The 12,963-nt window shown below is 68.6% G+C and carries 10 protein-coding genes; 7 read left to right on the top strand and 3 right to left on the bottom strand.

What is annotated here, in order from left to right:
• Position 1: 1 nt before the first annotated feature.
• The 4 genes from tal to pgl are packed head-to-tail and all read left to right on the top strand — an operon-like array spanning position 2 to position 4,406.
• Positions 2-1,138 carry a transaldolase gene (gene tal, locus NI2_RS22350; protein WP_067493676.1) on the top strand — a complete coding sequence of 379 codons (1,137 nt, stop codon included), beginning with the start codon at positions 2-4 and terminating at the stop codon, positions 1,136-1,138.
• 4 nt (positions 1,139-1,142) lie between these two features.
• Entirely contained in the window at positions 1,143-2,711 is a 1,569-nt protein-coding gene (gene zwf, locus NI2_RS22345; RefSeq protein WP_067493674.1) for a glucose-6-phosphate dehydrogenase, read from the top strand.
• Positions 2,708-3,616, top strand: a complete 909-nt coding sequence (gene opcA / locus NI2_RS22340; RefSeq protein WP_067493895.1) for a glucose-6-phosphate dehydrogenase assembly protein OpcA — start codon at positions 2,708-2,710, stop codon at positions 3,614-3,616. Before zwf ends, opcA begins: the two co-directional genes overlap by 4 nt.
• Positions 3,609-4,406: a 6-phosphogluconolactonase gene (gene pgl / locus NI2_RS22335; protein WP_084476612.1), complete on the top strand. Its 798-nt coding sequence runs from the start codon at positions 3,609-3,611 to the stop codon at positions 4,404-4,406. The genes opcA and pgl overlap by 8 nt, the downstream gene beginning before the upstream one ends.
• A 43-nt stretch (positions 4,407-4,449) precedes the next feature.
• Here pgl and NI2_RS22330 read toward each other — a convergent pair whose 3' ends face one another.
• Both NI2_RS22330 and NI2_RS22325 read right to left on the bottom strand, forming a co-directional pair.
• Positions 4,450-4,905, bottom strand: coding sequence for a MarR family winged helix-turn-helix transcriptional regulator (locus NI2_RS22330; protein WP_067493672.1), 456 nt, complete (start codon positions 4,903-4,905; stop codon positions 4,450-4,452).
• The gene (locus tag NI2_RS22325) at positions 4,902-5,189 is read right to left on the bottom strand and encodes a hypothetical protein (protein ID WP_208115303.1); all 288 of its coding nucleotides are present in this window, start codon (positions 5,187-5,189) and stop codon (positions 4,902-4,904) included. Before NI2_RS22325 ends, NI2_RS22330 begins: the two co-directional genes overlap by 4 nt.
• A 264-nt stretch (positions 5,190-5,453) precedes the next feature.
• Between NI2_RS22325 and NI2_RS22320 the strand changes: the two genes are divergently transcribed.
• The 3 genes from NI2_RS22320 to NI2_RS22310 all read left to right on the top strand — a co-directional run bounded on the left by NI2_RS22320 (position 5,454) and on the right by NI2_RS22310 (position 12,395).
• On the top strand, positions 5,454-7,631 hold the full coding sequence (locus NI2_RS22320) for a dehydrogenase E1 component subunit alpha/beta (RefSeq protein WP_067493891.1): 2,178 nt from the start codon (positions 5,454-5,456) through the stop codon (positions 7,629-7,631).
• A 119-nt stretch (positions 7,632-7,750) separates the two neighbouring features.
• Entirely contained in the window at positions 7,751-8,227 is a 477-nt protein-coding gene (locus tag NI2_RS22315; RefSeq protein WP_166655709.1) for a hypothetical protein, read from the top strand.
• Positions 8,228-8,339: 112 nt separating this feature from the next.
• Complete coding sequence (locus tag NI2_RS22310) at positions 8,340-12,395, top strand: non-ribosomal peptide synthetase (RefSeq protein WP_067493668.1); 4,056 nt, start codon at positions 8,340-8,342, stop codon at positions 12,393-12,395.
• On the opposite strand, the gene NI2_RS22305 is transcribed toward NI2_RS22310, so the two are convergent.
• Positions 12,396-12,956 carry a hypothetical protein gene (locus NI2_RS22305; RefSeq protein ID WP_133733775.1) on the bottom strand — a complete coding sequence of 187 codons (561 nt, stop codon included), beginning with the start codon at positions 12,954-12,956 and terminating at the stop codon, positions 12,396-12,398.
• Between the last annotated feature and the right edge of the window lie 7 nt (positions 12,957-12,963).

Here is a 12,963-nt window from a genome sequence, read left to right as displayed (position 1 = left end):
CATGGCACAGAACGAGAATCTCGCCGCACTCGCGGCAGCGGGGGTCTCGGTGTGGCTCGACGATCTGTCCCGTGACCGCATCAAGTCCGGCAACCTCGCCGACCTGATCGCGACCAGGGGCGTCGTCGGTGTCACCACGAACCCGTCCATCTTCCAGGCCGCGCTGAGCGTCGGTCACGCCTACGACGCACAGGTGAAAGACCTTGCGGCCCAAGGCGCCGACGCCGATGCGGCGATCCGCACCATCACCACCGACGACGTGCGCGCCGCCTGCGACGTGCTCGCCCCGGTGTTCGAGTCGACGGGCGGTGTCGACGGCCGGGTCTCGATCGAGGTCGACCCGCGCTTCGCCTTCGACGCCGACAAGACGGTCGCCCAGGCGATCGAGCTGTGGAAGATCGTCGACCGCAAGAATCTGTTCATCAAGATCCCGGCCACCGAGGCGGGCCTGCCCGCCATCACCTCGGTGATCGCCGAGGGCATCAGCGTGAACGTGACGCTGATCTTCTCCGTGCCGCGCTACCGCGCGGTGATGGGCGCCTACCTCGACGGTCTGCGGCAGGCCAAGGTCGCGGGCCACGATCTGGCCAAGATCCACTCGGTCGCGTCGTTCTTCGTCTCCCGCGTGGACACCGAGATCGACAAGCGGCTCGAGGCGATCGGCACCCCCGAAGCGCTCGCGCTGCGCGGCAAGGCGGGCGTGGCCAACGCCCGGCTGGCCTACGCCGAGTACCAGGACGTGTTCGACGGTGGGGCGCACACCTCCACCTACAACCACCTGGCCTCCCAGGGCGCCAACCGGCAGCGGCCGCTGTGGGCCTCCACCGGTGTGAAGAACCCGGACTACCCCGACACCCTGTACGTCACCGAGCTGGTCGGCCCGAACACGGTCAACACGCTGCCGGAGAAGACGCTGCAGGCCTTCGCCGACCACGGCGAGGTGCGGGGCGACACGCTCAGCGGCAAGGCCGTCGAAGCCGCGCAGGTGTTCAGCGACCTCGAGGCCGCGGGCATCGACCTGGCCGACGTGTTCGAGGTGCTCGAGCGCGAGGGTGTCGACAAGTTCGAGGCCTCCTGGGGTGAGCTGATCGACGCCACCACCGAGGAACTGCGCACCGCGGCGGCAGGGGGCAACTGATCTGATGGCCGGCACAGCAACGACGGACAAGGCGGGGCTGTGGCACAACCCGCTGCGCGACGAACGCGACAAACGGGTGCCTTTCATCGCGGGGCCCTGCTGCATGGTGATCTTCGGTGTCACCGGAGATCTGTCCCGTAAGAAGCTGATGCCGGCCATCTACGACCTGGCGAACCAGGGGCTGTTGCCCCCTGGTTTCGCCCTGGTCGGTTTCGCCCGGCGCAATTACGCCGACGAGGATTTCGCCGCGGTGGTGCTCAGCGCGGTGAAACAGCACGCGCGCACCCCGTTCCGCCAGGAGGTCTGGGACCACCTGGCCGAAGGGTTGCGTTTCGTGCAGGGCAGTTTCGACGACGACACCGCCTTCGCCACCCTCGCCACCACCCTGAAAGACCTCGACGCCACCCGTGGCACCGGCGGCAATTACGCCTTCTACCTGTCGATTCCACCGAATATGTTCCCGGTGGTCCTCGACCAGCTCTCCGAACACGAACTGGCCAAGGCCGCCCCCCGCCCCGAGGGCTACACCCCGTGGCGGCGGGTGGTGATCGAGAAGCCCTTCGGGCACGATCTGGCCAGCGCCCAGGAGCTGAACGCCCTGGTCAACCGGGTGTTCCCGGAGGAGCATGTGTTCCGCATCGACCACTATCTCGGTAAGGAGACGGTGCAGAACATTCTGGCGTTGCGCTTCGCCAACGAACTCTACGAGCCGATCTGGAACGCCAATTTCGTCGACAGCGTGCAGATCACCATGGCCGAGGACATCGGATTGGGTGGGCGCGCGGGCTATTACGACGGCATCGGCGCCGCGCGTGACGTCATCCAGAACCACCTGCTGCAACTGCTGGCGCTGACCGCCATGGAGGAACCGACCTCCTTCGAACCGATGCAGCTCACCACCGAGAAGATCAAGGCGCTCTCGGCGACCAAACTCGTCGAACCACTCGACGAGACCACCGCGCGCGGCCAGTACACCGAGGGCTGGCAGGGCAGCGAACACGTGGTCGGCCTGCACCAGGAGGAGGGGTTCGACCCGCAGTCGCGCACCGAGACCTACGCCGCGATCACCCTGCACGTGGAGAACCGGCGCTGGGCCGGGGTGCCGTTCTACCTGCGCACCGGAAAACGCCTGGGCCGCAGGGTGACCGAGATCGCGGTGGTGTTCAAACGCGCGCCGCACCTACCCTTCGACCAGACCATGACCGAGGAGCTCGGCCAGAACGCCCTGGTCATCCGGGTACAGCCCGACGAGGGCATCACCCTGCGCTTCGGTTCCAAGGTGCCTGGCTCGGGAATGGAGGTGCGCGATGTGAACATGGACTTCAGCTACGGCGAGGCGTTCACCGAGTCCTCCCCCGAGGCCTACGAACGCCTGATCCTGGACGTGCTACTCGGCGTGCCGTCCCTGTTCCCCGTCAACGCGGAGGTCGAATTGTCCTGGCGCATCCTCGATCCGGTGATCGCGCACTGGGCCGCCGAGGGCAAACCCGAACCCTATGAAGCAGGCACCTGGGGGCCGACCTCGGCCGACGAGATGCTCGCGCGCAGCGGGCGCGAATGGCGGCGCCCGTGATCGTCGACATGCCCGACACCAACACCGTCGAGGTCGCCAAGCGGATGGTGCAGCTGCGCGAGTCCAACGGTGTCATCACCCAGGGCCGAGTGCTCACCCTCGTCGTGTGCACCCTGGATTCGTCCGAGGCCGAGGACGCCATCGACGCCGCCAACGACGCCAGCCGCGAACACCCCTGTCGCGTGATCGTGCTCGCCCGTGGCGACCGCGACGCCGAGACCCGGCTCGACGCCCAGATCCGGGTGGGCGGTGACGCCGGGGCGGCCGAGGTGATCGTGCTGCGGTTGCAGGGTCCGCTGGTGAACCACGAGAGCAGCGTGGTGACGCCGTTCCTGCTGCCCGACACCCCGGTGGTGGCGTGGTGGCCGCGTGGGGCACCGGACTTTCCGTCCCAGGACTCGGTGGGCAAGCTGGCCAAGCGGCGCATCACCGACGCCACGTTCGCGCCCGACCCGCAGGCCGCGCTCGGCAAACGCTGCGCCTCCTACGCGCCCGGCGACACCGACCTGTCGTGGAGCCGCATCACCTACTGGCGGGCGCTGCTCGCCGCCGCGCTGGACGAGCCGCCGTTCGAACCGGTGCTGTCGGTGAGCGTGTCCGGGCTGGCCAGTGAGCCCGCGCTGGATACGCTGGCGGGGTGGTTGGCCGCGCGGCTGGACTGCCCGGTCGTCCGCAGGACCGGTGAGCTGCGGGTGGAGATCCGCCGGGCCACCGATTCGATCGCCATCGCTCGACCGCAATTGGGCAGGACGGCAACGCTGACCCGCACCGGTGCCCCCGACCAGCGAATCGCGCTGGCGCGCCGGGAAACTCGCGATTGTCTCGCCGAGGAACTGCGCCGGCTCGACGCCGACGAGATCTACGCCGAGGCGCTCGCCGGAATCGCAAAGGTGACCTATGAGTGACCGTATCGAACTGCACGACGAGCTCGGCGAGGAATTCCCCGCCAACACCGTCGAGGTGCACGACGACAAGGAACTGCTCGCCGACGCCGCCGCCGAACGTTTCGTCGCCGTGATCGTCGCCGCACAGGCCGAGCGCGGCAACGCGTCGGTGTCGCTCACCGGTGGCAGCGACGGCATCCGCCTGCTCGAGAAGGTCCGCCAGGCGCCCGGCGACATCGACTGGTCCAACCTGTACGTCTACTGGGGCGACGAGCGTTTCGTCCCGTCGGGCGACCCGGACCGCAACGAGCTGCAGGCGCGCGAGGCGCTGCTCGACTTCGTCCCGCTCGATCCGGCGAAGGTGTTCCCGATGGCCGCCTCCGACGGCCCGTACGGTTCGCCCGAGGAAGCCGCGGCCGCCTACGCCCAGCTGCTGCACACCGAACTCGACGAGCGCGGTGACATCGACCTGACGGTGCTCGGCATGGGCCCCGAAGGACACATCGACTCGATCTTCCCGCACTCCCCCGCCGTCCGCGAGCAGACGGATTACGTTGTGGCGGTCCATGATTGCCCCAAGCCCCCACCCACCCGCGTCTCCCTCACCCTGCCCGCCGTGCATCGCTCCCGCCACGTGATGCTGGTGGTCAGCGGTGAAGGCAAGGCCGCCGCGGTAGCCGCCGCCGTCAACGGTGCCTCCCCCGACGACGTCCCCTCCGCGGGCGCGGTCGGCATCGAATCCACCACCTGGGTCATCGACGAAGCCGCCGCGACGGACCTGCTGGTCGATATCGACGACGAAGAAGAGTGACGCGCGGCTGACGGTGCCGACCGGTTCGACATGATCGGCGCCGTCAGCCTTGTTCGACGGCTCGGACCTCCACCGCGTACGAGCTGTCCATCAGGTCGGTCATCGCGTGCTGGAAGTCGCGGCGCTTCTGCTCACTCCAGCCTGTCGTCAGCTGAGCGAAGACGGCCTCCTGCCAGCGGTGTGCCTGCTCCAGCAGGGACCGGCCCGCAGGAGTGAGCGATGCTTCGCGTCGTCGACCATCGCCGGCGGACGTAGTCATATCCAGATAGCCCGCTGATACGGCGCTCTTGATCAACCGAGAAGCGCCGCTCTGATCGATCCCGATCTCGTCCCCGATCGCCGTGACCGTCGCCCGGGTTCCCCGCTGCCCGAGCGCATGGACCGCCTCGCACACCACCACGATGCGCCCCTGATCACCCTCGATGTCCGCCGAAACCGGCCGACGTGCCCAGTGCCGGACGAAGTGGAACAGAACCTGCCCCGGTCCCTGTTCGTTCACTCGGATGCCGCCATCTCGCGGCAGATGTGCGCCAGTTCGAGGGCGGCGTCGAGGTCCGGCATCCGCAACGCGGCGGTGACCTTCCCGCCTGTGGCGCGGAAGACCGTGGCCACTCGCATAGGCTCCGTGCTCTCCGGCCAAGTCGCGTCCTGCTCCACCACCGCCAGATGCTTGCTGACCGCGTGCCAGGACCGAGGGACCAGGGTGATTCCCGAACGCTGGACCCACTCCGCGAACTGCGCTGGCGTGATCGAGCCCGCGCCCTTCGGACCCAGAACCACCACCGGATCTCCGACGGCCCTCGCAGACCGCGCGAGGTCGCCGGAGTCGACACTCGCGTGCCACTCCTCTATCGCTGCTCGCAGGCTCGAATCCATATCCAGAACTATATGCGAATCGCATACATTCGCGCTCTCGTAGGCACTACATTCGGCCCGGTCGCGATGCAGCGGTAGCCGAGTCGGCCGTGGACCGGTGGTCGCGGCGTTAGCATCGGGGCTCTCGGCATGGCGATCGGCGTCGGCTCGGCTGCGGGCGAGGAGTGGGCAATGGGCGAGGTGGGCAGAGGGTCGGTGGATCTGGATGCGGCGTTCCGGGCTGCTGTGGTGGGTCTCGAGGCGGGGTCGATCGATAGCAGGGCGGGGATCGATGCGGCGTTCGGGTTGGAGTTGTTCGAATCGCAAATGGCGAGTAGGCATCTCGACCTGGCGGCCCGGCGGCTGGGGGCCGCACGGCAGGGGTTCTACAGCATCGGATCGTCGGGGCACGAGGGGAATGCGGCGGTGGCCGCGGCCCTACGGGTGGATGATCCGGCCCTGCTGCACTATCGGTCCGGGGCGTTCTTCGTACAGCGGTGCAAGCGGGTGCCCGGCCTGGATCCGATCCGGGATGTGCTGCTCGGGGTGGTCGCGGCGGCGAGCGATCCGATCTCCGGTGGACGGCACAAGGTGTTCGGTAGCGCCGCCGCGTCGATCATTCCCCAGACCTCGACCATCGCCTCGCATCTACCCCGCGCCGTCGGTCTCGCGTTCGCGATCGAAAGGGCTGGCCGCCAAGGCATCCCGTGCCCGTGGCCCCGAGATTCCGTGGTGGTGTGCAGTTTCGGTGACGCCTCGGCCAACCACTCCACCGCCACCGGTGCGATCAATGCCGCCGTGCACGCCTCCCACCAGGGCGTGCCGATGCCCATCGTGTTCGTCTGCGAGGACAACGGGATCGGAATCAGCGTGCCGACACCGGCCGACTGGATCGAGCGCGCCTACGGTCCACGCCCCGGCCTGACCTATCTCGCCGCCGACGGATGCGACCTGCCCGACGTACTAGGTGCCGCCGAGGACGCGGTGTATCTGGCCCGCACCTGGCGGGTCCCGGTCTTCCTGCACATGCGCACGGTCCGCCTCGGCGGCCACGCGGGTTCGGATGTGGAATCGGGCTACCGTGGCCCGGCCGATATCGCCGCCGACCTGGCCCGCGACCCCCTCCTCGGCACCGCCCGCCACCTGCTCGCCACCGGCGTCACCGATACATCCGACCTGCTCGCCCGCTACGACCGCATCGCCGACCGGGTGCGCGAGGTCAGCGACGAGGTGGTGCGCGAGGCGAGGCTGGATTCCGCGTCGGCCGTCATCGCTCCCCTCGCCCCCTCCCACCCGTCGGCCGTCCGCGCAGACGTTCTCCGCTCCGCGACCACCACCGACTCCCCGAGCGAGGACCTGTCTGTCAGCCCCAGGACGACCCTCGCCCAGGCGATCAACCACACCCTCGGCGAACTCCTCGCCCGCGACCCCGACGTGCTGGTCTTCGGTGAGGACGTGGGCCGCAAGGGCGGGGTGTACGGGGTGACGAAGGGTCTGCGGAAGCGATTCGGGGCGCGGCGGGTGTTCGACACCTTGCTCGACGAGCAGGCCGTGCTCGGCACCGCGCTCGGCACCGCATTGGCCGGATTCGTGCCGATTCCGGAGATCCAGTACCTGGCGTACGTGCACAATGCCGCCGACCAGATCCGGGGCGAAGCGGCGACGCTGCAGTTCTTCTCCGCCGGGCACTACCGCAACCCGATGGTGGTCCGCATCGCGGGCCTGGCCTACCAGAAGGGTTTCGGCGGGCACTTCCACAACGACAATTCCCTTGCGGCACTACGCGACATCCCCGGCGTGGTGGTGGCCGTCCCGGCCCGCGCCGACGATGCCGCCGCCCTGTTGCGCACGTGTGTTTCGGCGGCACGGGTGGACGGCCGGGTCTGCGTGTTCGTCGAACCGATCGCCCTGTATCACACTCGCGACCTGCATCCCGGCGACGACGGATGGCTCGCGTCGCCCACCACCGAACACGTCCCGATCGGCAGCGCCCGCGTCTACGGCGACGGCACCGATCTCACCATCGTCACGTTCGGCAACGGTGTTCCGATGAGTCTGCGCGTCGCCGATCGCCTCGCGGACAGAGGCGTGCGTGCCCGCGTCCTCGATCTACGGTGGCTGAACCCTTTGCCGATCGCGGACCTGCTCGAGCAGGCCGTCGCGACCGGCCGGGTGCTGGTGGCCGACGAGACCCGCCACAGCGGCGGTGTGTCCGAATCGGTCTTCGCCGCGCTCCTCGACGCCGGATATCGTGGCGCCCTCGCCCGCGTCACCAGCATCGACAGTTTCGTGCCGCTCGGCCCCGCCGCGGACACCGTGCTGCTGAGCGAAACGGACATCGAGAAGGCGGCACTGGCCCTCCTGCCCTGAATTCGGTCCGCTTTGCGAGGAATTCGCCGAATCCTGTCGAGAAGTACGCGATCGGCGCGGTTTGGTGACCGTGCGCCGGGTACACGCCGCACACACTCGTCTACTCGGAGGATTTCGTCATGAGGACAGGGCTTACACGTTTCGGCATCGCGACGGTGGCGGCAGCGGCGGTCGCCGCGGGTGCGGGGCAGGCAGCGGCGGCACCGGCGACGGTGTCGATCGACGGCAGTATGCAGGTACTCGGGTTGAACATCCTGCACGTCGACGCGCAGGGGCAGGGTGACGGTCCCGCCACGGGTACCTACGTCGCCACCGGGCAGTTCGGGAACATGCCGTTGCCGGTGAAGGTCACCGGGCCGGTCACCTGCCTGCGGGTTCAGGGCAACAAGGTGTCGCTGGTGTATCCGATCACCACCGCCGAACCGGTGATGGTGTTCGCCCCGGATTCGATGGCCATCCAGATCACGGTGGCCAAGGGCGAGAACGGTGCGTCCAACATGATCGGTTACGGGGTGCCGATGCCGACCAGCTCGTTCACCGACTGTCTGCCCGGCCCGACGCCGCTGATGTTCAACGGAACGATCGACATCAGCTGACCCGATCCCTCTCGCCGGGGACACACCCGCCGCCGAAAACGGGCCGCGGGCACGCGATGTGCCGTAGGTTTGCCGGGAACATTTCAGCGGTGCGGTGTCAACCCATGGAGGCGTGTTCACGGTGCGGTCGGATGTCGGGGTCACCTGCCCACTGTCCCAAGCGCAATGGAGCTGGTGGCTCGCCCAGCAATTGCACCCCGACGTCCCCGCCACCGTGGCGATGTACCTGGATCTGGCGGGCGAGGCCGACCTCGATCTGCTCGCCCGCTGCACCCGGCAGGCCGCCGCCGAGTTCGAATCCCCCCAGGTGCGGCTCACTCTCGTGGGCGGCATCCCGCACCAATTCGTCGACTCCGCGACCCCACTGGCCTTCGACATCGTCGATCTGAGCACCGCCCCCGACGCCGTCGCGGTGGCCCTCGACCACATGGAACGCGACCACAGCACCCCGCTCGACCCGCTCGCCCCCGATCTGACCGTCGCCTCGATCTTCACCATCACCCCCACCCGCCACCTGCTGTACCTGCGCAGCCACCACATCGTCCTCGACGGTATGGGCGCCGCCGCCCTCCTCACCCGAACAGGCGACCTCTACCGCACCGCTCTCCGCGAGACGAGCGCGGTCGTCGAATCGCCGAGCAGAGCGGCCAGGTCCGACCGGCGACCGTTGTCAGTCTCGCAACTGCTGGACGACGACCGCGCCTACCGGGCATCCGCCCGCGCCGAAGCAGACCGCGCCTACTGGCGGCAGCAGTTGGCGCGGGTCGGTGAGCCGGTGAGCTTGGCCCGACGGGCGGCGGCCCCCGCGCCCCGCCCGCATCAGGTGAGCACCACCCTCGATGCCGGAACCGTGCGGCAGCTCGTGAACGCCAAGGCCCGGCACGGCGCGACCTTTCCGGAACTGGTCATCGCCGCTTTCGGGTGTTATCTGGCGCGTATGACGGGGGGCGCGGAGGTGACCCTGACCATTCCGGTCACCGCGCGACCGACCGCCGCGCTGCGTCGTTCGGCGGGTTCGATGTCGAATGTGGTTCCGCTTCGGCTGTCCGGATTGGACGACATCACCGTCGGCGCTGTGATCGCACAGGTGCGGGCGGCGGTGATCGGTGCGTTGCGTCATCAACGGCACCGGCACGAGGACATCCGCGGCGACCACCCCACCCTGCGGGAGGGATTCGGTCCGGTGGTCAACACTCTCGCCTTCACCGAGCCCTTACACCTGGGCCCACTGTCGGGTCAGGTGCGTTTGCTCGCCCTGGGTCCGGTCACGGATCTGCATGTCAACGGTTACCAGATCGGCCCGGACGAGGTCTCCATCGACTTCCAGGCCAACCCCGCCCGCTACTCCCACGACGCCGTCCTCACCCACCACCGCACGTTCCTCACCTACTTCACCCACTTCCTCACCGCCCACCCCCACGACCCCATCACCATGCACGCCCCGACCGCCGATTCCAGGCGGTCACCGAACCAGTTGTCCCCCAGCTCAATACGCCCGAACGCGCCTACGCGAACTCTGTCCGAGCTCCTGTGCTCAGCCCTCTCGACACCCGACTGCCTGCCACCACAGGTCACACCGCCACCGCAGGCCGTCGCTTCGCCACCAACCCAGCCGACCCGGCAGGACACGGCGGGCGACAACGCAGCCTGCGAGGCGACGTATTCCTCAGTGGCGCTGCAAGACCGGGACCGTACGCTCACCTACTCGGAGCTGGACGAGATCTCGTCGCGGTGGGCTCGGGCACTCCTCGCGCGCGGCGCCGGGCCCGGGACATTCGTCGTCGTCGCGATTCCACGTTCGCTGGAGTCGGTGGTGGCGTTGTGGACGGTGGCGAAGACGGGGGCCTGCTTCGTCCCCATCGATCCGGACGAACCCGCGAACCGGTTGTCCACCATCATCGCGCGCTGTGGGGCGCCGCTCGGGGTGACGGTTTCGTGGGTGAGCGTCGGATGCGATGCGATCACCTGGCTCGCCATCGACGATCCGGCCGAGGCGAACCGCTATCCGGGTACCCCGGTCGATGACCACGATCGCCCTCGCCCGCTGCTGCCGGGCGATCCGGCGTACGTGATCCACACCTCGGGCACCACCGGCACGCCCAAAGGTGTCGTCGTCGCCCACCACGCGTTGGGTGATCTCACCGACTACCTGCTGAAACGGTATGCGCTGAAACGTGATTCGGTTCTTCTACACTCCCACAGCGCCACCTACGACGCGCACCTGCTCGAGCTGCTCGCCGGTTTCGCGGCAGGTGCCCGGGTGGTTGTCGCCCCGCCGACGGTCGTGGCCGGTCAGGAAATGGCCGAGCTGATCCGCGCTACCGGCTGCACCGTTTTCCAGACCGCGCCTGCCGTGCTCGCCACGCTGTCACCCGAGCAACTCCCGACCGTCGAGGTCGTCGCGATCGGCGGCGAAGCGTGCCCGGCGGCGCTGATGGTCGAGTGGGCAACGCGGGTGCGGTTGTTCAACGGGTACGGGCCGACCGAGACCACCATCATGGTGACCGAGACGGATGCCATGCGCCCCGACGACGCGGTGACGGTCGGCCATCCTCTGCCGGGCGTGTCCGCGTGGGTCCTCGATACCCGCCTGCGTCAGGCCCCGGTCACCGCGCGGGGTGAGCTCTACGTGGGCGGCGCATGCGTCGCCGACGGGTATCTGAACGACCCGGCCGCCACCGCCTCACGTTTCGTCGCCGACCCGTTCGGTGACGGCTCCCGCCTGTACCGCACCGGCGATCTGGTCGGCGCCCGCCCCGACGGGAAGTTCGAATTCTTCGGCAGGCTCGACGCCCAGCTCGAGATCCACGGCAGGCGTATCGAACCCGCGGAGATCGAGGCGGCGCTGCTCACCGAACCAGAGATCGCCTACGCCGTGGTCACCGCCGCCGATGCGAGCACACCGGGCGCGCGTCTGATCGGCTACGTGGTTCCCGTACCGGGAAGGCACGTCGACACCGCTGCCGTCCTGGCCCGGTTGCGTGCCGCGCTGCCACAAGCCCTCGTCCCGGCCACCCTGATCGAACTCGACCGACTGCCTTTGGGCGGCAACGGGAAAGTCGTCCGCTCCGCCCTCCCCGCACCGACGATCACCGCGAACCCCACCCGCCCACCGGCCACCGAGCTCCAACGCCTGATCGCCGACCGCATCGCCGCAACGCTCGGCAGCCCCGTCGGCCTCGACGACGACTTCTTCGAACTCGGCGGCAATTCCCTTCTCGGCGTGCTGGTTTCGTCCGACATCGCCGCCGCGACCGGCGTCCCCGTCACCGTGCGCTGGCTCTACACCACACCGACGGTGGCGGCGCTGGCCGAACGCATCGCCGGCTTCGACGGCCACAGCGGCGACGACGACGCACTCGGCACAGTTCTCGTCCTGCGCCGCAAGGGTTCTCGCCCGCCCCTGTTCTGCGTGCACTCGGCGGTTCCGCTGGCCTGGTGTTATGCGGGCCTGACCGGTTACCTCCCCGACCGCCCCGTCTACGGCCTGCAAGCCACCGAACTCACGGGCACCCCGACAATCGACGACCTGGTCGAGCACTACCTCGCGGCCGTCCTCGAACTACAACCCCGTGGCCCGTATCACCTGCTCGGCTGGTCGCTCGGCGGCCAGATCGCCCACGCCCTCGCCGTCCGCCTGCGCGACACCGGCGCCCGGGTCGGTGTGCTGACCATGCTCGACAGCGTCGTCTTCACCCCGGAGGAACCACCGACGCCGCGCATGCGCGACCTGCTGACCCACCTGCTCGGTGACGAACCCGAAGACGCCGACGCCGCCCCGGATGTCACCGCCGCCGAGGCGGCCGCGACCCTGGCGAGCACGAAAACCTCGTTCGGCACCGGACTTTCGGCCAGCCAGCTCGAACGCCTGCACCGGGGCTACATCGCGGGCGTGCGGTTGTCGCACACCTACCGCCCCGCCCGCTTCGACGGTGATCTGCTGTATTTCTCGGCGACGCGCGGCATCACGGCGATGTTCGACGGCGACATGTGGCAACCATTCGTCACCGGCGAGGTGATCGAGCATCCGGTCGAGGCCACCCACGCCCAGCTCACCAACACCTCGGTCTTCGCCCACATCGGTCCATTGCTCGCTCGTCACCTCGACCGGGTGGAAAAACCTTCCGAACCGGCGCTCGCGACTACCGCAGCCGAGGAACCGTGGTGATCACCACCCCGAAAACCGGTACCACACACCGTCATACGGCCGGTAGGTCTCGTCGTACTCCCCCGTCGGCTCGGGTGCGCCGCCGGGCAGGTAGGCGTAGCCGACACTGCCGATGAAGCCGCCGGGAGTTCGGAAGAGGCATCCGCCGTCTTCCTGGTGAACCTCGGTGACGGTGAACAATCCGATGCGCTGGTCGGCGGTGGACGGCTCACATGTCTGCGCGGCTCGTTCGAAGTCGGGTTTGGACAGCGACCAACCGAATCGCTGCGCGGCGCCTGTCCCGCCCAGCACCGCGGTGAGCACCACGATCAACGGTGCGACCACGGTGAGCCAGGTTCCACGGAACACCACCAGCCCGACGATCCCGAAGGCGAACCACAGCACACCGACCGCACCGAGTACCACGAAGGCGACCAGCAGGCGTTCGATCGGCCCATCGACCGTGTTCTGCCAGAGCAGGGCACCACAGCTCAGTGCGGTCGCGACCGCGATGCAGCACATGACAACGGTCCACCAGGTCGGCACCGACCGACGTGACCGCACGACTCCCCCAGAGTTCATGTCCGTC

The organism is Nocardia ignorata NBRC 108230, from assembly GCF_001612905.1.
Taxonomy (GTDB): domain Bacteria; phylum Actinomycetota; class Actinomycetes; order Mycobacteriales; family Mycobacteriaceae; genus Nocardia; species Nocardia ignorata.
Note: the sequence above shows the minus strand (reverse complement) of the source record. Positions and strands in the feature narration are given on the sequence as shown.